Source organism: Corynebacterium aurimucosum, assembly GCF_030408555.1.
Lineage (GTDB): Bacteria > Actinomycetota > Actinomycetes > Mycobacteriales > Mycobacteriaceae > Corynebacterium > Corynebacterium aurimucosum.
The window spans coordinates 791,723-813,745 of sequence record NZ_CP047048.1 but is presented as its reverse complement, the minus strand read 5'-3'; the positions used below and the strand labels follow the sequence as shown (position 1 = coordinate 813,745).

The window sequence follows — 22,023 nt, the reverse complement described above, 5'->3', positions numbered from 1 at the left end:
GATTCTTCGTCGCAGGGATAGAGATACTTACACTCACTTGGTCGACCTCACGATCAAGACGACGAATACGATAGCACCGACAACACCCAAGATGACTGATACGGGCATCTCAAACGGGGAGATAATAGTGCGGCCAATGAGGTCACACAAGGTCACCGTGGCGATGCCGAGCAGGCAGACCCACGGGAGGTTAGAGCGCAGGTCATCGCCGCGCAGCATGCTCACTACGTTGGGCACGATAAGACCGAGGAACGGCAATGCGCCGACGACGACGGTAACAACGCCCGTCGCCACGGCGATGAGCCCGGTTCCCAGCAGAATCATCCGCTGGTAGTTCAACCCAATATTGGTGGCGATATCCTCACCCAGCCCAGCGACGGTGAGTTTGTCAGCATAGAAATACACAGCCACCAAAACCAGCAGCACGAACCACAGGACCTCGTATTGACCCTCATAGACAGAGGTAAAGGATCCCATGAACCAGATTCCGAGCTGTTGCAAGGTATCCGTCGCTAGCGCCACGTAGGAAGACACTGCGCTAACGACAGCACCCAACATAATGCCGATGATCGGCACAATGAGTGAGGAGCGCAGCGCTACGCGACGCAGAAACGCGAAGAAAACCATGGTTCCCACGAAGGCAAAGCAAACCGAAATAACCATCTTCACCAGCACGGATGAGTGCGGGAAAAGGATAAGAGAAAAGAGCAGTCCCAGTCCTGCCCACTCGGTGGTTCCCGTTGTCGTGGGTTCCACGAAGCGGTTTTGGGTCAGCAGCTGCATGACCAAACCGCTCATCGCCATCGCGGCGCCCGCCAAGACAAGCGCAACGGTGCGCGGCACGCGGGTGGTGAAGAACATGGACCAGCCGTCCTCATTATCGAGGATGCTGTACTCCCCCACCATGAGGGAAAGGAGGAGCAGCGCGATGACGCCGAGCACGCCGAGGCCTAGCTTCCAGGTCAGCACAGGTCCGCGGGAGTTACGCGGGCTGACAGCTGAGTGCTCTGCCGCAGCGCTGCTCTTCACCGTCACGGTTTAGTCTCCTCCTTGGCTGCCGAGAGAGTTGTTTAGGCGTTGGCCTTCTCGAAGGCGTCGGCAAGCGCGTTCAAGATCTCGGTGTAGGTAATGATGGACTCATCAATGTAGGTGTCATTCGGCGCCACGTAAACGTTGCCTTCCTTCACAGCGGTAACGTTCTTGAGCGCCGCGTTGTCCTTGACCAGCTTCTCGCCCGGCGTGACATCCTGACCTTCCTTGGAGATAGCGGAGTCACGGTCCATGACGAGGATCCAATCCGGGTTGGACTCGGCAATGGCCTCAACGGAGATATCGTCACCCTCGTGGTCATCGGAAGCGTTGGACACTTCCAGGGCCGGGGTCAGGCCAAGCAGCTCAAAGACCGGGCCATACACGCGCCCGATACCGGGAGCGATGTAACCGATTTCACCGCCGGAGGTGTTCACAGCCATGACCTTCTGCTCTGGGTTGTAGGCCTTCTTAGCGCGCTCAGCAGCGGCGTCGAAGTCCTCAATGAGCTTCGCGGCATCTTCTTCGTGGCCGAAAACCTGGCCCAGGGCCTCAGTGTGGCGCTTGAGCTCGTCGAAGAAGTCTTCGTCATCGCGCGGTTCGAAATCAACGACCGGGACATCCTCGAGCAGATCCTCAATATCCCCTTGGTACTGCTCGAAGCGCTGGCCGTTCCACACGACGTCCGGGTCCGCTGCTACGAGGCTTTCGAGGTCCGGATCCTTGTGGGAGCCCAGGTCAACCTCGACCGTGTCCTTGTTGTAGGTATCACGCAGGGACTTCGGGACCAGATTCAGCGGTGCAGCAGCAAGGTCAATATCCCACTGCGCCAGGACAGAAAAGGCGCGGTTATCCGTCACCGCAGGGTTCTCCACTGGGAGGGTAACTTCCTTCGATTCGAAGTTATCCTCCAAGGTAATGGTGGAAGCACCTGCCGCCGCGGATTCGGTCGGCTCAGCAGTCTCCTCAGACTGGCTGGAAGAGCAGCCGGTGAGAGCAAGCGCTGCGACCGAGAGAGTGGCGGCAACTTTGACGGCGGTCGTGCGCGAGGCACGGCGAGAAAGGTTAAACATAGCTTCCTTGCATATTAGGTGTGGCTAACCACAGTTGGCAAATAAGGACAGCGCCTAACCTAACTCAAGTAAGGCTTACCTTTCAAGAACACTCATGTTTCCTAATTCATGACGGGGGTAGCAGACCTCCGCACGATAGCCCGTGACATGCCCTTTAGAATAAAATATTTACGCTTCGCCCTCCCCCTTTTCTGCAAGCAGATCGCTCACCGCCACAGGCCCTTGCCTATCGGAGTCCTCTTGCGCCGCCCGGCGGAACTCCTTATCCGCCAGAAAATCTAGCGCTACCTGCGCTAATCCCACAGCGGAGTCGACGGCCGCATCCACCGCTTGCGGAGTAGCCGCCCACCGCGCAAAGTCCTCCGTGTGCAGGGCCACGTCGGTTGGCGATACCTTCACCATTGGATGCAGGCCGGGCACGAGATGAGAGACATTGCCAAAGTCAGTCGAGGCGGCCACTGCATCCGGCACCGCCCCAGCGGGCAGCGCGGTGCGTCCGCGGCGCGCCTGCGTGGCCGACCACCGATCCACCAGCGCCGCATTATTGCGCACGGGCAGGGTCATCGGGTGCTCATCCCAGTCGACTTCCACTTCGACACCGGCCATGAGTGCAGCGCCCCGGACGATGTCTTCCACCCTGGCGGACAGATCCATGAGTGTGCGCGTCCCTAACGAGCGCACGTAAATGGTCATTTCTGCCTCGCTCGGGATGATCGAAGGGCGATCGCCACCGCTCATGATCGCGTGCACGCGATCCGATGGCGGCATTTGCTGGCGCATAAGCCCAATCCCCTGGTAGGCCAGGCTCGCAGCGTCAAGGGCGTTGCGCCCCATGAAAGGCTGGGAGCTCGCATGCGCGGCCACACCACGAAAACGAACGCGCAGAATGCGGCGGCCCACCCAGGCATGCGCACCGATGTCATAGCCAAAGCCATGGATCATCACCGCGGCATCGACCCCTTCGAGGCTGCCGCCGCGGATCATGTATTCCTTGCCGGAATGCCCCTCCTCCGCTGGGGTCCCCTGGAGGAGGATGCGACCGGACACGGGAGGGGCGTCGTCCAACACGGCAGTAGCCGCCAAGAATCCAGTAACGCCCGCTGCGGCGATGACGTTATGCCCGCACGCGTGCCCAATCTGAGGCAGGGCATCGTATTCCGCCAGGATGGCCACAGTGGGATGCCGTTCAGGGTCGAAATCTGCACTCTGCCAGGAAGCTTCAAACGTGGTCTCCACGCCGTAGACCCCGCGGCACGTGGAGAAGCCATGCTCTTCAACGATGTCCGCGAGCACCGCCATGGAACGATGTTCTTCGAAGGCCGTTTCAGGGTGAGCGTGCAGGTCCGCGACGATGTGCGCGGCCTGCTGCCGCAGGGCTTCGGCCCGTGCGGCCGCCGCATCCCAGAGCTTCGCTTGGCCTGGGTAGTCCTCTCCCTGTTTTTCCGGTGGTGCTGCAGACGCCACGCGCTTGGCGACGCCCTCCTCCATCGCTTCCAAATACGCTGTCGATGGATTGCTGCGTTGATTCATGCGCTTAACCAATCATGACGTTGTTGCCCGGTCCCAACGGAAGATCTACGTAGAACCAGATGGCCAGCAAGATCGCCCACGCGGTAAAGAATGGGACTACGAAGGGCACGAGGCGCGACATCAGCGTTCCCAAGCCTGCCTCGCGTTCATAGCGCTGGAGGAAGCCCAGCATGACAATCATGTACGGGTTCAGCGGGGTGATGATCTGGGTTGCGGAATCGCCCACGCGGAATGCGCCCTGAATAAACGCCGGCTCATAGCCCAGCAGCGCAAACATGGGCACGAAGACCGCGGCCATGAGCGTCCACATCGAGGATCCGGAAATAATCAGCAGGTTCAGGCAGGACGCCAGCGCGATGAAGGCGAAAATAGCTGGGAAGCCGGTAAGCCCGATGGATTCAAGGAAGGCCGCACCCTTCACTGCGGTGAAGGTACCGATACCGGTCCAGGCGAAGAGCGCCACGAACTGGCCCAGGATGAAGGCCAAGATGAGGAAACTCATCATGTCCTTGAGCGCGCCGATCATCATGTTCACAACATCGGTGATTCCCTTGACCGTGCCGACAACCTTGCCGTAGACCACGCCGAGGACCAAGAAGTAGGCGAAGACGATGAAGACGATGGAATTCAGCAGCGGGGACTTGGGCAAGAAGCCGCCCTCTTCATTGCGCCACGGCGATTCCGGCAGAAGAACTGCGAAGAGAATGATGGCGGTGAGGATGACTGTGGCCACACCGGACCAGATGAGGCCCTTGGATTCGGCCGGGCGCAGCTCAGCGGTGAGCTCCTCGCCGTTCTCGTCACGGTCACCGCGCTCGGCGGCATCCTCAGGATCGATATCTTCCTCGGTGGGGACTTCCTGCTGCCACATGCGCGGCTCGATCACCTTGTCGATGATGAAGCCGGCCAGCACACCGAGCACGATGGAAGAAGCCACGTTAAAGTAGTAATTCGACATGGCGTTAACCGGAGCGAACTCAGTATTCGGCAGGGTCTCCATGACCGCGGTCGTAATACCGGCAAAGAGCGCATCCAGGGAAGTTGGCACCAAGGCAGTCGAATAACCAGCACCCACGGCGGCGAAGCCGCCGATCAGACCCGCCACCGGATGACGGCCCGCAGCCTTGAAGACCATGGCGGCCAGCGGCGGGACGATGACGAAGGCGGCATCCGCCATGACGGAGGCGGTCACGCCGATAACGCCGACGGCGTACGGAAGCAGCCACGGTTTCGCAGAACCGAAGAGCTTACGGATAAGCGCTGAGAGCATTCCGGAGCGCTCTGCCACTCCCACTGCGAGCATGATGGGCAGCACCGTTACCAGCGGTGGGAAGTTGATGTAGTTCTCACCCATTGTGGTGGTGAACCACGTCAGCCCCTCACCGGTGAACAAGCCTTTGACCGGCTGGATCTCATCCGATCCGGGCACCTTAATCTCGACGCCCATCTTCGCCATGATGGTGGAGAGAACGCCTGTGATCAGGAAAAGAATCAGGAAGATGGTGAAGGGCTCCGGCAGCTTGTTGCCGATGTACTCGACACCATTGAGGAACTTATCCAGCATTCCCCCACTGGACTGTTGACTCGATTTTTGCTCAGCCTTGGCGGGATTTGCTTTCGACTTCTCCGTGGTACCAGCGCCGCCTTGTGGCGCTGCATTGGATGGGCTGTTCATGGGTACTCCTGTCGTAGGGGTCAGTCCCAGTGTTCCACGTCACACTGTTGGAGAAAGGCTACCACGGGAATGTAACCTGGGTAACAAATATTTTTGTTCCGTATCACATTTTGTTCGGCCAGACCTACTCCGACTCCGCTTTCTCGCCGCCCGCTCACCTCCGCATACCTACAGGCTCTCCCCAACTACGCCCACGGTAAATAGTGGCCAAAAATCGCCAGTTTTTAGCCTCTTATCTACCGTGAGCGTCACCAGATTGCCCGAACGTTACGTCCCCACGCTCAGCTTCGTCACCGCTCGCCGGCGCCAGCCCATAAAGCCGCGCGAAAGGATCCCACTCACTGTCGCGGTGCGCATCATATTCCGCAAAGTTGGCAGCATTGATGGCAGCACTGTCTGATACGAGGTGCGCAATGAGCGCGACCGTCATATCCATGCCCGCCGCAACACCTGAGGAGGTCCATCGATTGCGGTCGTGCACCCACCGCGCCTCCGGCTGCCAGGACACATCGCCCCCGAAGGACGTGGCCCAGCTATAGGCACGCTTATTGCTCGTCGCGGTGTAGCCCTCCAAGAGCCCAGCCGCCGCCAGGACCGCAGAACCCGTGCACACGGAGGCGACCCAAGGCGCTTGTGCACCCACCTCACGAAGCCACGACAGAAAAGATTCGTCCCCCACGAGCTGCCGGGTTCCTTTGCCGCCGGGAATGAGAAGGGCGTCGGCCGGCTCAATCTGCCCATAAGACATTGTCGGCACCACTTCCACGCCCTGCGAGCTAGCAACTGGCCCACCATCCGGTCCTGCGAAAACAACGGCGACATCAGGCACCGCTTGAAGCAGCTGGACGGGCCCGAAGACGTCGAGAAGCTCAAAGCCCTCAAACAAGACGACCGCAATGCGGAGAGGCTCGGAATACATGCGGCCATCCTAAAGCAGGCCGTAGTGCCGCTGACGAACATCCGGGACCCGGGTTCAATTCCCGGCGGCTTCACGCCCATTTAAGCCGGGGGCTTCACACACGAAGAAACCCCAGCTAGAACGCTTTCTAACTGGGGTTTTGGTGGAGCCGCCGGGAATTGAACCCGGGTCCTTCGTCACCTCGCCAGGGCTTCTCCGTGCGCAGTCTGCACAGGATCTCTACTCGGCCCTCCGGCTCGGGCAAACTCGCTCCGGATGATGGGCCCAGTTGCTCTAGAAGTCCCCAACCGGCCGAACAACAAACCGGTCAGGCAAGTTCCTTAGTCGATGCCAGGATCTAGGTCAGGAACCAAACCTAGGCTGACAGACACGCGTCGCTGTAATTAGGCAGCGAGGGCGTAGTCACGCTGAGAGTTCTTCTCTGCGTTTATTGGTTGCTACGACGCTTAACGGTGGTCTCTAGCCTGCACCGGCACGCTTCCCCTGGCTCAATGTACGAAGTCGAAACCAAGTCGACCCCTCATTTACACATTGCTGTGAAAGCTGCGCAGAACGCATCTTTATGCGCCCTACGGTCTGTTCAACGCTACTGCACCTGCCCCTATTCCCGCAAGCTTCACCCCAGGCCACATGAGGCATAGCTTTCATAAGCACCCCCTTGTGATTAGCATCAACTTAAACGCTGTTAAGGTGTGTGAGTCCGATACTCCTACTTTGTTAAAGGCTGCAAAGTGAGCACACATACCGAAACCACCAGTTCCCCGGAAGACGCTAAACGCCCAGCAAGCAACACCGAGTGGGCCATCTCGCTCTTCGGCACCGCCGTAGGCGCCGGCATTCTTTTCCTCCCCATCAACGCGGGCAGTTTCGGCTTCTGGCCCCTCCTCGCGGCCACGATTCTGATTGGGCCGATGACATACTTCTCCCACCGCGGTCTGGCCCGCATGATTTGTGCGTCACCACGCCAGGGCGAGGACATCACCGCAGTGGTCACGGACTATTTCGGCAAGAGCGCAGGTTTCATCATTTCGGTGATTTATTTCTGCGCCATCTTCCCCATCGTCCTCATTTATGGCGTTTCGATCACCAATACGGTCAACAGCTTCATCGTCAACCAATTAAATGGACCCACGATTTCACGCCCGCTGTTGGCTTTCCTCCTCGTGGGCATCATGACCATCGTCTTCGCCTTCGGTCAACGCATGGTGCTGGCCGTAACGCAGTTCTTGGTCTACCCGCTGATCTTCTGCCTTGGCGCACTGTCCATCTACCTTATCCCGCGCTGGGATATTGCCTCCTTCATGGAGGTGGGCAACAATGATTGGCGCGTCGTCGGTGCTGTCGCCCTCATCATCCCCGTGCTGGTCTTCTCCTTTAACCACTCCCCCGCGATTTCCCAGTTCTCCTTGGCCATGGTCGCTGCACACGGCCGCGAGAAGAGCTCGGAGAACGCCTCGCGAGCACTGGCCCTGACCGCAATTCTGCTCACCGTATTCACCATGTTCTTCGTGTGGTCTTGCACCCTCACGCTTGGCGCGGACGGACTCGCGGAGGCCCGCGAGCAGAACCTGCCGGTCCTGTCCTACCTGGCCAACGTCACCGGCGTTCCGGTCTTGGCTTTCCTCTCCCCCATCATCGCGATGATCGCCATCATCTCCTCCTACTTCGGCCACGTGCTGGGAGCTACCGAGGGCGGCAATTTCCTGCTGCGCAGCGCCGCGCCGCGCGCCACCGAGAAGCTCTCGGAAAAGCAGCTCAACTCCATCATGCACGGCATCATCTTTGTCTGTGCGTGGATCGTGGCCATCATCGACCCTTCAATTCTGGGTCTCATCGAGGCCATCGGCGGCCCCTTCATCGCTTCGATTCTCTACCTGCTGCCGATGTATGCCATCCACCGCATCGACGCTCTGAAGCAATTCCGTGGCCGCCCCAGCAACGTCTTCGTCGTCATCACGGGTCTCATCGCCGTGGGCGCCACCATCTGGAGCCTTTTCTCCTAGCGTTCCTCTAACCACGCCTTCAAAACAGTGGCGTGGTTGACCTCGCGGTCCTTGGCGGCGAAAAGTAGGGTGACGTCACCATCCTCCGCTAGTTGGCGCAAGCGCGCCAACTCCTCGCCGTCGTTCTCGTCGAGCTCCGCACGGTAGCGCCGGGCAAATTCCTCGAAGGTGTCAGCATCGTGCCCCCACCACTTACGCAACCCCGGGCTAGGCGCCACATCCTTGAACCAGTGGTCATAGGACAGACGCTCCTTGGCCACGCCACGGGGCCAGAGCTTATCGACGAGCACCGCTACCCCACGCGGCTGCTCACCTTCCCGAATAACATCATGAACCTTAGCCGTATAAATCATGGCTTCCAGGTTAGGCGTTAATCCCCTTTACGCGGCGGCCCAGCTCGCGAGTGATGTCGCGGTCCTGATCGCGGCGCTTGATTGCTTCGCGCTTGTCGTAGTCCTGCTTACCCTTGGCCAAACCGAGCTCGCACTTGGCGCGGCCGTCCTTCAGATACACCTTGAGCGGGATCAGCGTCTTATTGCCGTCGCGCACCTGGCCCATGAGCTTGTCAATCTCCCTGCGGTGCAACAGCAGCTTGCGTGTGCGCTTGGGCGAGTGATTCGTCCACGAGCCTTGGGAATACTCCGGGATGTGGAGGTTGCGGATATAGACCTCGCCGTCGTCAATGGTGGCGAAGGCATCTGCCAAGGAGATTTTGCCTTCGCGCATCGACTTAATTTCGGTGCCCACGAGCACCATGCCGCATTCCAGGGTGTCGAGGATGGTGTAGTCGTGGCGGGCACGTCGGTTGGTGGCCAAGGTCGAGTTATTGTCGACGGCCGCCTTTTTCTTCTTTGCCTTCTTCGCCATAGTTCGAACTATATTACGCTACTGCCAGGCACAATCCACAACAGGCCTGTTGGCCTATGTCCGCACGTAGGCGCGCATGGTCACCTGCGCGGTCAGTGCAGCGCACAGGATTGCCACAAGCCCCACGATAGGCAGAGCCGTCCACACGTCGCCTGCGGTCACCGGGGCCAGAAGCTGGTTGTGGTACAGGTCCTTCAGCGCGGGATCGATCACCGTGTTCTTTCCTACGATGACGCCTATCCCGGCGAGAACGACACCACCGACGGCGCCGAGGACCGCCTCCATGATGAAGGGGGCGTGGGTTACCCACCGCGAAGCACCGACGATGCGCATAATCGCGGTCTCTCGCTGGCGCTGATAGGCGGCGATCTGCACCATGTTCGCGATCAGCATGATGGCGGCCAGCGCCATGACAGCAGCTAAGACGAAGGTGGCATTCCGGATGGCGTCGAGGTTGCCTGCGGCGCTGCGGACCTCCTCTTGTTGGTCGATGATGTCGCTAACGGCAGGGTCGGACGCGATGGCGTCGATTGGCGCGGTATCCGTCGGATCCTTCAGCCGCACATGGAAGGCCGCCGGCAGCGCATCCGGGGAGGTTTCCTCAACCATGACTGGATCAGTTTCCTTGAACAGTTCCACAAAGCGCTCGTAGGAATCCTCACGGTTGCGGTAGCTGACGGACTCGATATCTTCATCCGCCTCTAGCTTCTTCTTCAGCCCGGCGCAGGCGGAGTCCTTGCACTGCGGATCGTTGGCAGAAATATCCTCGTTGAGCTGGACCATGACCTCGACGCGTTCGAGGTAGATGTTTTTGGTTTCGTTGGTCATCTGGGTAACCAGCACACCAGCCACCACAAGCGCCACCGAAATGGCCGTGGTGATCACCATGGCGATAGTCATGGTGATGTTACGCCCTAGCCCTTTAAAAGCTTCCCTGAATACAAAGCCCAGATTCACCTAGACCGCCTCCCCGTACATCGCGTTCTTCTCATCGCGCACCAGCGTGCCGTTGTGCAGCTCAATGACGCGCTGGCGGGCCTCGTTAACTGCGCGCGCATTGTGCGTCGACATCACCACGGTGGTTCCGCGGCGGTTGATCTTGGTGAGCAAGGCCATGATCTCCGCAGCCGTGGAGGGATCAAGGTTGCCCGTGGGCTCGTCGGCAAGCAGCAACTTGGGACGGTTAACAAAGGCCCGCGCAATCGCCACGCGCTGCTGCTCACCGCCGGAGAGTTCATGCGGCATGCGGTGCTGCTTGGCACCCAGGCCGACCATGTCGAGGACCTCGGGGACTTGCTTGGCAATCCGCGCCTTGCGTTTGCCGATGACCTCGAGGGCAAAGGCGACATTGTCGTAGACATTGAGCTTGGGCAGAAGCCGGAAGTCTTGAAAGACATAGCCGATGGATTGGCGCAGGCGGTTGACCTCGCGCCCCTTCAACGCGTTGACGTGGAAGTCCCCGAAGTAGATATCGCCCGAGCTGACATTGGTTTCGCGCACCATGAGCTGGAGGAAGGTCGACTTGCCGGAGCCGGACGGGCCGATGAGAAAGACGAATTCTCCGTCTTCAATCTCAAAGGACACGTTGTCCAGCGCGGGCCTTGTGGAGGTCGGATAGACCTTGGACACATTCTCAAAAGTGATCACTTAAGCCACATTAGCAACATTTGTTACTCGAGCCTAGGACTCCTGCTGCGCCATGCGCCACCGGATCCCAGACTCCAGGAAACCATCGATATCACCATCCAAGACCTTGGAGGGATCCCCCACCTCATAGTTCGTGCGCAGATCCTTGACCATCTGGTACGGATGCAGCACATAGGAACGCATCTGGTTGCCCCAGGAGGCATTGCCACCGGCGCCCAGCGCATCGAGCTCCGCGCGCTCCTCTTGGCGCTTGCGCTCCAGCAGCTTCGCCTGCAGCACGCGCATAGCAGAGGCCTTGTTCTGGATCTGGGACTTTTCGTTCTGACAGGTCACCACGATGCCGGTCGGGATGTGCGTCAAGCGCACCGCCGAATCCGTTGTGTTGACCGACTGACCACCCGGGCCCGAGGAGCGGTAGACATCCACGCGCACCTCCGAATCCGGCACTTCGATGGAGTCGGTTTGCTCCACCACCGGCAACACCTCTACCTCCGCGAACGAGGTTTGGCGGCGGGCTTGGTTATCAAAAGGAGAAATACGCACCAAGCGGTGCGCGCCCTGCTCTACGGAAAGCTGGCCATACATGTATTCGCCATGCACCACGAAGGTAGCGGACTTAATACCGGCTTCTTCGGCATAGGAAATGTCATAAACATCCACCTTGTGGCCGTTTTTCTCCGCCCAGCGCGTATACATGCGCATGAGCATCTCCGCCCAGTCCGCAGCATCCACGCCACCGGCTCCGGAGCGTATGTGGATCACCGCCTCACGCTCGTCGTACTCACCGGACAACATGGTGGTCACCTCGAGTGCCTCGATGGCCGCGCCGAGCTCTTCCAGCTCTGTATCCACGAGCTCCTGGGAGGCCTCGTCGCCTTCCTCCTCCGCCAGCTCAGACATCACGGGTAGATCCTCAACGCGCCCGCGCAGGGAATTCAGTTTGCGTAGCTTTGCCTGCTGCGCCGACAGCTCCGAGGTCACCTTCTGCGCATGATCAGGGTCATCCCACAGCGACGGGTCCCCCGCCTGGGCCTCGAGTTCGCGCACGCGCTCGGACACCGCCTCCGGGTCCATCACCTTTTCAATGGAGGTCAAGGTGGCGCTGAGTTCCTCAAGTCGTGCTGTTTGTTCCGGACGCATAGCCCCCTACTCTACTTATTCTTTCTCCCTGATTAGCCATCGGCCGCGTTTAGCGCGACAATAGGCGGCATGAGTGACCAGCCAAGCCTCACCGAGATGATCGATGCCATCATCAAGACCTTCATCGTCGCCCACGCGGACGATACTGACGCCCACCTTGCCCAAGCGCTTGTTTATAACGCAGGCCGCCTGGCCTGGCGCCTGCGCGAGCAGGGAGTAGACATAGAACAAAAGACCTCCGTCTCCGATGTCGTCACCGACGCCGACTTCGCCGCCGAGCGTTTCGTCGCCGGTGTACTCGAAGCCCTGCGCGGCGAGGACGGCATCGTGGGCGAAGAGGGTGCGAACCGCGAGTCGAAGTCCGGCCGGACCTGGGTCATCGACCCTGTCGACGGCACCTACAACTTCGCCTCAGGCTCCGACTATTGGTGCTCTGCACTCGCGCTTATCGACGCTGAAGGGGTCATCCTCGGCGCCGTCCACCGCCCCGCTATGGGTTATACCTGGTTCGGCGGCCGTGACTTCCCCACCAGCTTGGACGGCAAGGACGTCACCAAGCTCACCGACAGCCCCGCCGACAAGCTGTGCTTGTCGACGTACCTGCACCCTACGTCCATGACGGATCCCGCAATCGCGTCCGCCTGGGAAAAAGTAGCCCCGCACTTCGCCACCGTGCGCATGTTGGGTGCGGGCTCCGTGGATCTCTCCTGCGTGGCGGATGGCACGTGGGGAGCGTGGATGCAGCACTCCGTCAAGGACTGGGATTGGTTCCCCGGCCAGGCGCTGGTGCTGGCCGCGGGCGGCGCGGCGCGCAAGGTTAAAGCCGGCGGTGTGGAATGGTGTATCGCGGGTAATAAACAGGTAGTTGATCAGATGGAGGAATGGCTCCGTGGGTAAATTCAAAGAAGACCTCGGCTTGGCCTTGGAGATGGCAGGCCATGCGGACGCCATTACGATGCACCGTTTTGAGGCTGCAGACCTGTCCGTCAAGGAAAAGCCGGACATGACCCCGGTCTCTGACGCGGACCTGGCATGCGAAAAGGCCATCCGTGAGGCGCTCAAGCGCTCCCGCCCGCGCGATGAGGTGCTGGGTGAAGAGTTTGGTGGCGAGGCCTGCTTCGAGGGCCGCCAGTGGGTTATCGACCCTATCGACGGCACGAAGAATTTCGTGCGCGGCGTCCCCGTCTGGGCCACCCTCATCGCGCTGTTGGAAGACGGCGAGCCGGTCGTCTCCGTCGTCTCCGCCCCTGCCCTGCGGCGCCGCTGGTACGCAGCCAAGGGCGGCGGCGCCTACCGAGTTTTCGGCGGGGAGCCGAAACGCCTGCGTGTTTCCGAGGTCTCCAAACTGGAAGATGCTTCTCTGGCCATGAGCTCCTTGTCTGGGTGGCGGCCGAACCGCGACGCTTTCATCTCATTCACGGACAAGGTCTGGCGCCTGCGCGGCTACGGCGACTTCTGGAATTACTGTCTGGTGGCCGAAGGTGCCGTCGACATCGCTGCCGAGCCCGAGGTCTCCCTCTGGGACCTAGCAGCCCCAGCGCTTCTTGTGACTGAGGCCGGTGGCCGCTTCACCAACGTCCGCGGCGAAGACGGCCCCCACGGCGGCTCAGCGCTGGCCTCCAACGGCAAGCTTCACGACGCCGCCCTCAGCGCCTTGTCCTAGCTTCTGCGCGGCGCCCCAACGTCGCACGCCAGCGAACCGTGCCGCGTACAGGTCACTTCGATCAAATTGGGCCCCAGATCTTTAAAGATCTGGGGCCCAATTTGTTAGAAACGTACTTCTAGTTCTCCGGAAGCACGAATCCAGAACCTGGGCCCTCGCGGCGGTTGAGATCCGCGATGATGGCATCGGTATTAGCCACGACCGTCGGGTTGTGCAGCGCACCCTGCCACGGGGTGCGGCAGGACGGCAGACCCGGGACCAGTCCACGGGATACCGAGCCGACGATACGGCCGTCGCGGAAGACCGGAGCGCCGGAGTCCCCGACCATCGCGCACACCTGGTTAATCGTGATGCGCTCAGTGTGCTGGAAAGTCATGCCACAGGTGCGGCCAGTAGCTACACCGCTCTTGCAGGTAATATCGCCCGGCTGCGTGGTACCACCGATCGCCTGCGCGCTCACACCGTTGTAGCTGCGGGTTACCTCGGCCTGGGAGCCGAATTCGATGAGCGAATAGTCCAGGTTAGCGTTCTTCGCCACCACGGTGCCGGTGGGGCCTACCTGCCAGGAGTCCGCCGAGGACACCGGGTCGCCGACATTTCCGCAGTGACCAGCTGTAATACCGACCTTGCGGCCTTCGGCATCAGTGCCGGCTGCCGTCAGCGTGCACATGGTGTCCTCACGGATGTACAGCGGAGTTCCCGGGCCGTACAGAGACTTCCCTTCGGTCATCGCAACGTTGGATTCCTCGGGGATCTGGGGAGCATCGTAGAAAGAACCAGGGACTCGATGCAGAACGTACTCCGCGTGCGGTTTACCAGCAGCAATCTTGGAGAACAGGTCGTTCTTCCACACGTAATTCGGATCCGTGCCCTGGGGTACAAATTCCGGCTGCGTGGCTTCCTCCAGCAGTCCGATAGGTGTCGGGTTCGTCAGCGGTTCACCCGTGATAGCATCAGCGCCGGCATAATCTTGCTGCTCGGACGGGGCCGGCAGTTGCGTCTGCAGGTTCGCTTGCTCCGCGAGGCGCTGCGCCGCAGGCGAGTTCACGGCTCCCTCGACTGCCTGATTCACATCCTTCGATGCCGCTGCAGCAGCACCGTTGACGGCGGTATCGAGGGCGTCGGTCAGCTCTTTGTCCACGGGCTTGGTCTCAATACCTACGGACTGCAGATCCGTGCGTACCTGGTCGACAAAACCTGCTGAATCAATCTCCGGGATGGTGGGGAGCTCCTGAGCACCCGCCATTGGGTTACCCAGGAAGAACGCACCTGCGAAAGCCGAGCCCACAATGACTTTCTTAAGGTGCGGAATTTTTCTCATTGAGCAATTCCTCTTTTCACTTCTTCTCGTATTGGTCTATAAGACTTCCCCCATAATGACACGCGCACTGGGGTAGCCGTTTTCTAACGTGTGGGACTGTGTCCAAGCCGTTACACTACTGACAGTTTTCGGGTGCCCCCTCTTATCTTTCACCGCCTGCCGCGCCTCCGCAGACCTACTATGGAGGCATGTCTGAGACTGCCAATTCTTCGTCATCTCCTGCAGGCATTGCTGAGATAGTCGCTGTAATCCTGCGCGATAACCATGGCCGCGTTCTTGTCATCCGCGCCACCGATACTCCAGAATTCGTCCTGCCATTTGGCTCCATCGATGAGACCATTAATCCAGCTCGCGCCGCCCAGCTCATCGCCCACGAGGCTGTTCGCGCCGCGGTTGATATGTCGAAGTTGCGCCGCCTAGCCACCTATGTCTCGCCTGCGGCCAATGACGCACCTCAGACGATCCACGCTCACGTCTATGTCTGTGAAGAAGAGATTTCCGTCGCCCACCCTGACAAGGAGATTGCAGAGCTAGCCTGGGTCGATCCCGCTGCCCCAGACGTCACTATCGCCCCATTACTCAAGGAGAGGGTATTCCCCGCCCTGCAAGAACTCTAAGCTCCCAAGACCTAGACTCCACACCATGATTACGCAGCGACTACTCCCCGTTCTCGCGGCCGGTTCCCTTGCCCTTGCACTGGCCGGCTGCGCCACCGATGACAGCACCGACGCCACGCTTTCCGCTGTCTCCCCCACCACTCAAGCCGCCAGCGCCGAATCTGGGGCTTCAACATCCGCAGACCCGCAGTCACACGACGCAGATTCAGCGGCCGCCGAACAGAAGTCACCCGAGACAAGCGAAGACGCGCACAGCGCCCAAGGCGCAATCCCCACTGCCGCCGACAGCGCCTGCACAACGAAACAGCTAGATATCAGTCTTGCCAACGAGCAGGGGGCCGCCGGCTCACGCTTGGCTGACATTACGTTCACCAACACTTCCCCCGCACCGTGTACGTTGCAAGGCTTTCCTGGCGTCTCCGCCGTCACCAATGACGACGGCACCCAGCTCGGCCCCGCCGCCGAGCGTGAATCGGGCCAAGAAACAGCAAACGTCACGCTCGAGCCCGGGCACTCTGCCCGTGCGGGCCTGAAGATGACCAACATCGGTGTCCTCGACCCAACTTCCTGCCAGCCCCAGGCGGCCGACGGCCTGCGCGTCTACCCGCCCGGCGAAACCGCCAGCGCCTTCATCCGAATTTCCGGCTTCGAAGGGTGCGCTGGCGATGCCAACTACCTCTCTATCCAACCGGTTACCGCAGGTTAAACCCGCTTAAAAGCAGCAGGCGTTCACATCGGTCTACACTCGCGGCCATGGAATCCAAGAAGCTGACGTCGCTGGTGTTTGGGAACGTTGTGCTGGAATCGCACATGACGAAGACAACTATTGCCGTTTATTCGGAGGACATGCGGTCGTGGTACTTCCGCCCGAGCCCCTATACGGAGCTCAAGGTGCCGCTCGATGAACTACAAGGACAACTGAGTAGAGAGCGCGCGGAGCTCATCTCAGAGCGCATTTTCGATAGCGTCAAACTCGAGCTTGAGGAAAGCTACCCCGGCGGCGTGGACCGCGCACAGAAGGAACTCTGCGCCTGGCTTCGCCGTGCAGGCGACAGGGCTTAAGCGATGCCCGAACCACTCTCCTACTCCTCCACCGCAGGCTTCCCTCAGCTGCACATGTCCCGCGTCATCGACGCTGATTTTGACACCGCGGCCGACAAGCTCTTTAGCTGGGGGCTCCAGCGCAGCGGCCTCTTTCGGGTTAATCCCAGCCACGCCATCGTAGAAGAAGGCGCAGAGGTCTCCCTCGGGTTAGGCCCATGGGAGTTTCGCTGCCGAGTGGTGGATGTATTCCACGAGGAGGGCCGCTGCGGCTTTACCTACGGCACCCTCCCCGGCCACATCGAGCGCGGCGAGGAAACCTTTACCCTGGAGCGCCTGCGGGATGGGCGCACGCTCCTGCTTGTCGACGCCTCCTCCCAACCCGCCCGCCTCGCCTTTCTGCGCCCGCTGCTCGATATTCCCCGGCGCGCGCTGATCCGCTTTTTCTACCTGCACGCTTTGGATGACTAATAGCGGGGTGTCAATGGGGCGCACTCCCCCTCGGTTCCACGCTCGCCTAGCGAGGTAACCACTTGGCATGTAACTTAACTCACATGCACACTTTCCCTCACCATACTTTCCGTTCCTTATCGGTGGCCTTAGCGGCCATTCTCGCGGTGTTAGCCGCGGCAGCTGCAGCCGGGCTGTTTCCCTTAGCCGCCGCGGAAGACAAACCTTCCGAATCGGCCAACTCCACTTCCAGCAACATGGCTCCAACCATGGTGGTTTTCGATTCCTCCGGCTCGATGATCACCAACGATGCCGGCGGGCAGACCCGCATTGATGCCGCCAAAGAGGCTGCCCGCACCTTCATCACCGAGGCTGGTGACGACGCTCCTCTGGGGCTTGTCACCTATGGTGGCAACACCGGCGAAGCCCCCGAAGATGAGGCGGCCGGTTGCCAGGACATCACCGTGGTCGCACCACCCGAGGCCGGTAACTCTGAGAAGATGATCGCCCATATGGATGGCTTGCAGCCACGAGGATTCACCCCCATCGGCGAGTCCCTACGCAAGGCCGCCGCTGAGCTACCAGAGGAAGGCCAGCGCAGCATCATCTTGGTCTCCGATGGCGTTGCCACCTGCACCCCGCCACCCGTGTGTGATGTGGCGAAAGAGCTGAAGGAGCAGGGCATCGACCTAGTCATCAATACCGTCGGCTTCAACGTTGAGCCCGAGGCACAGCAGGAACTGCAGTGCATTGCCGACGCCACCGGCGGCACCTACGCCGACGCCTCCGACGCCGATAGCTTGGCCAAGGAACTGAACCGCGCAGCACCCCGCACCTTCAACGCCTACGAGTCAGACTTAGAGAAGATCGAAGGCGGCGAAACCGAAGGTTCCCCGGCCAAGGTAGACCGTGACGTAGAGGCCTTCTCCACCACTCTTCTCCCGACGGAGGGTAAAGGGCACTCAGCTGAATCCACTACTTTCTTCACCACCCCCATTGCTGAAGGCGAGCGCGTCGTTATTAGCGCAAACTCGACGCAAGAACCAAGCATCAACAACTTCCGAAAAGGTGGATCATTCTACTTGGGAATTCATGCTGCCGAGCTATCCTGCAAGCTCGACACCGCGACGGCCAATGAACTGGGGGTAAACCAGTACCAGACCGCAACCTTGTACAGCACCCCGGGCGGTGAAGAGGGCTGCGACTCCGATGAACTTGCCTTCTCGATCGAGCGAAAAGGTGATTGGAAGCAGGATGAGGAGCTCGGCGTAGAAGTGACCATCACCCGCTTTGGCGAGCCGAATATGGATGGACAACCGGACCCGGCCGAGGAAAAGACCGAACCCGGCCATGTCACGGCTTCCGGCGACGCCACTGAGGTTACTCCCGGGACGTGGTTTACCAACGCTGCTGAGCTCACCCCACAGCAGCCAGTACGTGCGCAAATCGTGCCTGGCGAAACCCACTTTTATCGCATCTCTGCCGAACACGGGCAACAGGTTGCCGGCACGGTCTCCATGGTCGAAGAGGCCGATGACTTTGACAACAATGGGCCGGGTGACTCCCTCGTTCTTACCGGCTACAACGAAGCACGCGCAAAAATTGATCTGGAGGGTTCCCGCGTCGTCGTAATTAAAGACGGCACAATCGATTTCAGTTACCCAGCACCGATCCTCTTTGCCAACCGCTATGGAGGCTCGCACATCGATGGTTCTGGGACTCCGGAAATCGAAAAAGTGTGGCAGGGCGGCGAGCAATACATCGCTGTTAACTACGAGCAGCTCCTGACCGAGCAAGAAATCGACGAAAACACCCAGTTGCCGGTGCTTACTTATGACCTCGTGGCAGACGCCATGGGCGATCCCGTTCCAGAGCCAACTTTTGCACCGGTCAAACTCGAGACCGAAAAGTCTTCCGAAGCGCCTGCAGAAAAGAAGGAGACCGAGAACCGCGCCCAAGACAACGACGACTCCTCGTTCCTCGAAGGCTTCCCCTTCCTCTTGGTAGGGCTCGGCCTTCTGGTCCTTTTCGGCCTCGTCATCGCTCTGGTTGTTGTCATCAGGAGCCTGAACCGCTAACCACGTTCACGTCGATCGTCGTTCACGGTAAATAGTGTCCCGAATCTGCAAAGATTTCGGGGCTTATTTACGGTGACGGTCGTGTCGTAGCTGTCGAAGCTAGCCCATAGGGTGGGCGCGCGGCGAAGCAAACCTGATACCTATCTATTCCACGAAGGGAATCCGAAATGTCCTATTTGAAACACAAGAAGTTCGCGGACGACAAAGGGCGCACAGAACAAGGGGAATTGGACATCGTGTGTTTCTCGTGGGACCGATCAGAAGCCGCAGCCACCCCGAAAGATGTCACAAATTACTATTCCGAGATTCAATCTCAGCTGAGTAGTAGCGACTGGGCCCAATTACCCGTCGAAATTAGCGTCGGTGCAGACCCCGACATTACGTATACGCTTTTCCTGCCCCCGCGAATTAGCCTGTCCGACTGGGTAGGCAGCACCGACAAGGCATATTGGCTGGACTTCCTTGTCTATATGGATAGTCAGTATTTCGGCGCTGAGGAGCACAACTATCGGGTTGACCTTGCCCTGCTTATCGAAGCGCGCCGTTCCCGCGCCTAGTCGCCGCTACTGAAGCGGAGCCATCGCGTGTCTTAAAGTGTGTGCAACCGACAACGCCGTAATCGCGGAGGTTTTGGGGTTCACGGGACTAGGAGCAGATTCGCTCACCAGAGAGAACGCACCGGCAGAGCCCGTTACCTCGATGTGATGGTGCGTATCAGCCAGATTCGGAGAAGCAATGAGCTCAACCGATACGCGCTCAAGTGAACGCGCAAGCAACTCGTCATCGCTGGAGCCTCTGCCGCGAGTCGCCCAGGCAAGGGCGACGGAAACATTGACGTTGCCAGGGAATTTAGCAATCGCATCACTAGGCCTGCCGCTGAAAAGTAGAAACGGTTCTGTTGCGTTTTCTAGTTGCGCTCGCTCTTCATCATTCATCCAGCCTTGAATGAGAGCTTCGGCTTTCTTGGTCGTTCGAATCTTTACGGTGTCCACGGCATTCGACTCTGCAAGCGCTGCCCACAAATCGAATCCACCGATCGCACCAGAGGTGACATGCACTTTTCCAGGCCCAGATAACAGTGTTTGGCGCGCATCAGGATCGGCCAAAGCGCCTACTGAAGTCAACACCAGATCCTTGCCACGTGTAATCACCGCCGGTCCGTGTTCTTTCGCCGCCGCAACACCCGCGCATTCAACCACGATGTCGTGAGCTTCGATGAGCTCGGGCAGGTTGTCATCGTAAAGGGATACTCCCAAGGCACCGCGTTCTCGGTGCGGGGCAGCATCACGAACAAATGCACTGACTTCGAATTCCGATGGGTCAAAGAGCGACACCAATTGACGCCCGATTGCGCCAAACCCAAGGAGCAATACTCGTAGAGCCGAAGCGGACATGACAATCCTCCATTACCTTGCGATTTATACGTGCCCCACTCTATCCACTTAGCTCTTGCCACAGGATTCCTAGACGCAAATCGGCTTAAGGGACATTTCGTGTGGATAAACCGATACGGATTCCTGGGGCAGCCTGGGATAATGCGGTGATCTTGATTTTGGATCGGTTCCAACGGCCCGATCTGTGAAATCAACACTGGATAGTCCTAGGTCTGTGATAGGAGGACTGCTGCTGGTGCGGTAAGGCCAATTCCTATGGCTAATAGGAATCGGCCGTCGTGTGACGTGTGCGGCCATGGACTGGTTAAGAACGGCAAGACCGCGGCAGGAACCCAACGCTGGCTATGTCCTAAATGCAACGTTTCATCGATTAATACCCGCGCACACGCCAGCGAGATTCGGCATTTCAAAATCTTTATTGACTGGATTCTCTCCGGCGAATCTGCAGACCATTTAGCCAAGCGCCTTGGGGTAACAAGGCGGACTTTGACCCGGTGGTTTAAGCTGCTGTGGTTTATCACCGTGCCCACTTCTTCTGACCCCTATCGTGTTTACGATCAGGTCTTTATCGACGGCACCTACTTTCACAAGAAATGCCTGTTGGTAGCCTGCACCAATACACACGTCATCGCCTGGCATTGGTGCCTGCGTGAAAGCTCATACGAGTACCTGAAACTGCTCGACAAAATCGCGCAACCACTCATCGTCACCACCGACGGGGCAGGCGGAGCGCTCAAGGCACTGCGCACTAAATGGCCCGACGTTGCCATTCAGCGCTGCCTAGTTCACGTCCAGCGCAACACTTTTGCTGATATCAGCCGCAACCCGATTCACCCAGCGCATAAAGCAATCCGGAAACTGGGCTACATGCTTGTCCAAGTACGCAACCGTGAAGATGCTGCGCGGTTTACAGCTGCAGTCCACCACACCCGCATTACCTTTGCTGATTGGCTTAAAGAGCGAACCTACCGCAGTGCTATACCGGCAGGCCAAGTACCGAAATGGGTCAGCCCCAACCAGAAATGGTGGTACACCCACCGCAACGCCCGCAGGGCTCTAAAACGGCTAGAAAAGCTCATCCACGCCGGACAATTATTTACCTTCCTTGACCCGCCTGAAGGTGTCACGCAAGACTTAAAAGCCACCACGAACCTGCTGGAAGGCGGCATCAACAAACAACTCAAAGACTTAGCCGGAAACCATCGTGGCATGTTCGATGAGCATCAGCGCATCACCATGGACTGGTGGCTCTACACCCACACCGAAGACCCTGTAGCGCCACTGGAGTTAGCCAAGCAACAAGACTTCGGACGCCAAGGAGAAAAAGCAGCACGCGCAGCCTGGGCAAGAGAAGAACTCACACGACGCGGCCACCCAGACGGGCGACCAGCCACATACGACATCCACATCGACAGCGAATGGAACCCCAGCTTAGGCATAAGAAAAGGCTGGGCCGGACGCTCCTAAATCCACACGAAATGTCCCTTAGTGCGACACGCCGCAAATCCACACGAAATGTCCCTTAAGCCCGCAAATCTGGGCGCTAGTCGAAAACGAAGAAGCCCCACCAGCCATG

Annotated in this window: 22 protein-coding genes and 1 other RNA gene; 10 read left to right on the top strand and 13 right to left on the bottom strand. The window is 59.3% G+C overall.

Annotated elements, in window-relative coordinates; translation table 11 throughout:
• Positions 1-33: 33 nt before the first annotated feature.
• The 6 genes from CAURIM_RS03840 to ssrA form a co-directional block, all read right to left on the bottom strand.
• Complete coding sequence (locus tag CAURIM_RS03840; RefSeq protein WP_425551759.1) at positions 34-1,029, bottom strand: ABC transporter permease; 996 nt, start codon at positions 1,027-1,029, stop codon at positions 34-36.
• A gap of 41 nt (positions 1,030-1,070) precedes the next feature.
• On the bottom strand, positions 1,071-2,102 hold the full coding sequence (locus CAURIM_RS03835; protein WP_201828563.1) for a siderophore ABC transporter substrate-binding protein: 1,032 nt from the start codon (positions 2,100-2,102) through the stop codon (positions 1,071-1,073).
• Between the two features lie 168 nt (positions 2,103-2,270).
• Entirely contained in the window at positions 2,271-3,632 is a 1,362-nt protein-coding gene (locus CAURIM_RS03830; RefSeq protein ID WP_201828564.1) for a M20 family metallopeptidase, read from the bottom strand.
• A 4-nt stretch (positions 3,633-3,636) separates the two neighbouring features.
• Positions 3,637-5,307 carry an AbgT family transporter gene (locus CAURIM_RS03825; protein WP_201828565.1) on the bottom strand — a complete coding sequence of 557 codons (1,671 nt, stop codon included), beginning with the start codon at positions 5,305-5,307 and terminating at the stop codon, positions 3,637-3,639.
• Between the two features lie 232 nt (positions 5,308-5,539).
• On the bottom strand, positions 5,540-6,226 hold the full coding sequence (locus CAURIM_RS03820) for a DJ-1/PfpI family protein (protein ID WP_070644784.1): 687 nt from the start codon (positions 6,224-6,226) through the stop codon (positions 5,540-5,542).
• Positions 6,227-6,366: 140 nt separating this feature from the next.
• Positions 6,367-6,746, bottom strand: a transfer-messenger RNA (tmRNA) gene (ssrA, locus tag CAURIM_RS03815).
• Positions 6,747-6,957: 211 nt separating this feature from the next.
• Between ssrA and CAURIM_RS03810 the strand changes: the two genes are divergently transcribed.
• A complete protein-coding gene (locus tag CAURIM_RS03810) occupies positions 6,958-8,229 on the top strand; it encodes an SLC5/6 family protein (protein ID WP_070644782.1) in 1,272 nt (423 codons plus the stop codon).
• Here CAURIM_RS03810 and CAURIM_RS03805 read toward each other — a convergent pair.
• From CAURIM_RS03805 to prfB, 5 genes are read right to left on the bottom strand one after another with little or no spacing between them, the layout of a single operon-like run.
• Positions 8,226-8,582: a DUF488 domain-containing protein gene (locus CAURIM_RS03805; RefSeq protein WP_070644780.1), complete on the bottom strand. Its 357-nt coding sequence runs from the start codon at positions 8,580-8,582 to the stop codon at positions 8,226-8,228. The genes CAURIM_RS03810 and CAURIM_RS03805 overlap by 4 nt on opposite strands.
• Positions 8,583-8,592: 10 nt before the next feature.
• Entirely contained in the window at positions 8,593-9,096 is a 504-nt protein-coding gene (gene smpB / locus CAURIM_RS03800; protein WP_010189093.1) for an SsrA-binding protein SmpB, read from the bottom strand.
• Between the two features lie 54 nt (positions 9,097-9,150).
• Complete coding sequence (ftsX, locus tag CAURIM_RS03795; protein ID WP_070444180.1) at positions 9,151-10,053, bottom strand: permease-like cell division protein FtsX; 903 nt, start codon at positions 10,051-10,053, stop codon at positions 9,151-9,153.
• Positions 10,054-10,743, bottom strand: coding sequence for a cell division ATP-binding protein FtsE (ftsE, locus tag CAURIM_RS03790; protein WP_070444182.1), 690 nt, complete (start codon positions 10,741-10,743; stop codon positions 10,054-10,056).
• A 33-nt stretch (positions 10,744-10,776) separates the two neighbouring features.
• Positions 10,777-11,883, bottom strand: coding sequence for a peptide chain release factor 2 (prfB, locus tag CAURIM_RS03785; RefSeq protein WP_201828566.1), 1,107 nt, complete (start codon positions 11,881-11,883; stop codon positions 10,777-10,779).
• A gap of 69 nt (positions 11,884-11,952) precedes the next feature.
• Between prfB and CAURIM_RS03780 the strand changes: the two genes are divergently transcribed.
• Together CAURIM_RS03780 and hisN are read left to right on the top strand one after the other, a co-directional pair.
• Positions 11,953-12,780 carry an inositol monophosphatase family protein gene (locus tag CAURIM_RS03780; RefSeq protein WP_070644778.1) on the top strand — a complete coding sequence of 276 codons (828 nt, stop codon included), beginning with the start codon at positions 11,953-11,955 and terminating at the stop codon, positions 12,778-12,780.
• Positions 12,773-13,546, top strand: coding sequence for a histidinol-phosphatase (gene hisN / locus CAURIM_RS03775; protein WP_070525620.1), 774 nt, complete (start codon positions 12,773-12,775; stop codon positions 13,544-13,546). The genes CAURIM_RS03780 and hisN overlap by 8 nt, the downstream gene beginning before the upstream one ends.
• Before the next feature lie 118 nt (positions 13,547-13,664).
• On the opposite strand, the gene CAURIM_RS03770 is transcribed toward hisN, so the two are convergent.
• Entirely contained in the window at positions 13,665-14,867 is a 1,203-nt protein-coding gene (locus CAURIM_RS03770; RefSeq protein WP_070644776.1) for a S1 family peptidase, read from the bottom strand.
• A gap of 188 nt (positions 14,868-15,055) precedes the next feature.
• Here CAURIM_RS03770 and CAURIM_RS03765 point away from each other — a divergent pair, with 188 nt between their 5' ends.
• The 6 genes from CAURIM_RS03765 (at position 15,056) to CAURIM_RS03740 (ending at position 19,610) form a co-directional block, all read left to right on the top strand.
• The gene (locus CAURIM_RS03765) at positions 15,056-15,484 is read left to right on the top strand and encodes an NUDIX domain-containing protein (protein ID WP_070644774.1); all 429 of its coding nucleotides are present in this window, start codon (positions 15,056-15,058) and stop codon (positions 15,482-15,484) included.
• A gap of 25 nt (positions 15,485-15,509) precedes the next feature.
• Complete coding sequence (locus tag CAURIM_RS03760) at positions 15,510-16,190, top strand: DUF4232 domain-containing protein (protein WP_070444194.1); 681 nt, start codon at positions 15,510-15,512, stop codon at positions 16,188-16,190.
• Positions 16,191-16,237: 47 nt separating this feature from the next.
• Positions 16,238-16,546, top strand: a complete 309-nt coding sequence (locus CAURIM_RS03755) for a hypothetical protein (protein ID WP_070644772.1) — start codon at positions 16,238-16,240, stop codon at positions 16,544-16,546.
• A gap of 3 nt (positions 16,547-16,549) precedes the next feature.
• Positions 16,550-16,996 carry a DUF1990 domain-containing protein gene (locus CAURIM_RS03750; protein ID WP_201828567.1) on the top strand — a complete coding sequence of 149 codons (447 nt, stop codon included), beginning with the start codon at positions 16,550-16,552 and terminating at the stop codon, positions 16,994-16,996.
• Between the two features lie 83 nt (positions 16,997-17,079).
• Complete coding sequence (locus CAURIM_RS03745) at positions 17,080-19,053, top strand: vWA domain-containing protein (protein WP_236659309.1); 1,974 nt, start codon at positions 17,080-17,082, stop codon at positions 19,051-19,053.
• Positions 19,054-19,220: 167 nt separating this feature from the next.
• A complete protein-coding gene (locus CAURIM_RS03740; RefSeq protein ID WP_201828568.1) occupies positions 19,221-19,610 on the top strand; it encodes a hypothetical protein in 390 nt (129 codons plus the stop codon).
• 6 nt (positions 19,611-19,616) lie between these two features.
• Here the strand turns inward: CAURIM_RS03740 and CAURIM_RS03735 are convergent, their stop codons facing one another.
• Positions 19,617-20,447 carry an aspartate dehydrogenase domain-containing protein gene (locus tag CAURIM_RS03735; protein ID WP_201828569.1) on the bottom strand — a complete coding sequence of 277 codons (831 nt, stop codon included), beginning with the start codon at positions 20,445-20,447 and terminating at the stop codon, positions 19,617-19,619.
• 255 nt (positions 20,448-20,702) lie between these two features.
• Between CAURIM_RS03735 and CAURIM_RS03730 the strand changes: the two genes are divergently transcribed.
• Positions 20,703-21,914, top strand: coding sequence for an IS1249 family transposase (locus tag CAURIM_RS03730; protein WP_201828073.1), 1,212 nt, complete (start codon positions 20,703-20,705; stop codon positions 21,912-21,914).
• The last annotated feature ends 109 nt before the right edge of the window (positions 21,915-22,023 follow it).

Excerpts from the sequence above, each read along its gene's own strand:
- CAURIM_RS03835 (WP_201828563.1), bottom strand. The coding sequence starts at position 2,102 with ATGTTTAACCTTTCTCGCCGTGCCTCGCGCACGACCGCCGTCAAAGTT.
- CAURIM_RS03830 (WP_201828564.1), bottom strand. The coding sequence starts at position 3,632 with ATGAATCAACGCAGCAATCCATCGACAGCGTATTTGGAAGCGATGGAG.
- CAURIM_RS03825 (WP_201828565.1), bottom strand. The coding sequence starts at position 5,307 with ATGAACAGCCCATCCAATGCAGCGCCACAAGGCGGCGCTGGTACCACG.
- CAURIM_RS03820 (WP_070644784.1), bottom strand. The coding sequence starts at position 6,226 with ATGTATTCCGAGCCTCTCCGCATTGCGGTCGTCTTGTTTGAGGGCTTT.
- CAURIM_RS03805 (WP_070644780.1), bottom strand. The coding sequence starts at position 8,582 with ATGATTTATACGGCTAAGGTTCATGATGTTATTCGGGAAGGTGAGCAG.
- smpB (WP_010189093.1), bottom strand. The coding sequence starts at position 9,096 with ATGGCGAAGAAGGCAAAGAAGAAAAAGGCGGCCGTCGACAATAACTCG.
- prfB (WP_201828566.1), bottom strand. The coding sequence starts at position 11,883 with ATGCGTCCGGAACAAACAGCACGACTTGAGGAACTCAGCGCCACCTTG.
- CAURIM_RS03780 (WP_070644778.1), top strand. The coding sequence starts at position 11,953 with ATGAGTGACCAGCCAAGCCTCACCGAGATGATCGATGCCATCATCAAG.
- CAURIM_RS03770 (WP_070644776.1), bottom strand. The coding sequence starts at position 14,867 with ATGAGAAAAATTCCGCACCTTAAGAAAGTCATTGTGGGCTCGGCTTTC.
- CAURIM_RS03765 (WP_070644774.1), top strand. The coding sequence starts at position 15,056 with ATGTCTGAGACTGCCAATTCTTCGTCATCTCCTGCAGGCATTGCTGAG.
- CAURIM_RS03760 (WP_070444194.1), top strand. The coding sequence starts at position 15,510 with ATGATTACGCAGCGACTACTCCCCGTTCTCGCGGCCGGTTCCCTTGCC.
- CAURIM_RS03755 (WP_070644772.1), top strand. The coding sequence starts at position 16,238 with ATGGAATCCAAGAAGCTGACGTCGCTGGTGTTTGGGAACGTTGTGCTG.
- CAURIM_RS03750 (WP_201828567.1), top strand. The coding sequence starts at position 16,550 with ATGCCCGAACCACTCTCCTACTCCTCCACCGCAGGCTTCCCTCAGCTG.
- CAURIM_RS03745 (WP_236659309.1), top strand. The coding sequence starts at position 17,080 with ATGCACACTTTCCCTCACCATACTTTCCGTTCCTTATCGGTGGCCTTA.
- CAURIM_RS03740 (WP_201828568.1), top strand. The coding sequence starts at position 19,221 with ATGTCCTATTTGAAACACAAGAAGTTCGCGGACGACAAAGGGCGCACA.
- CAURIM_RS03735 (WP_201828569.1), bottom strand. The coding sequence starts at position 20,447 with ATGTCCGCTTCGGCTCTACGAGTATTGCTCCTTGGGTTTGGCGCAATC.
- CAURIM_RS03730 (WP_201828073.1), top strand. The coding sequence starts at position 20,703 with ATGGCTAATAGGAATCGGCCGTCGTGTGACGTGTGCGGCCATGGACTG.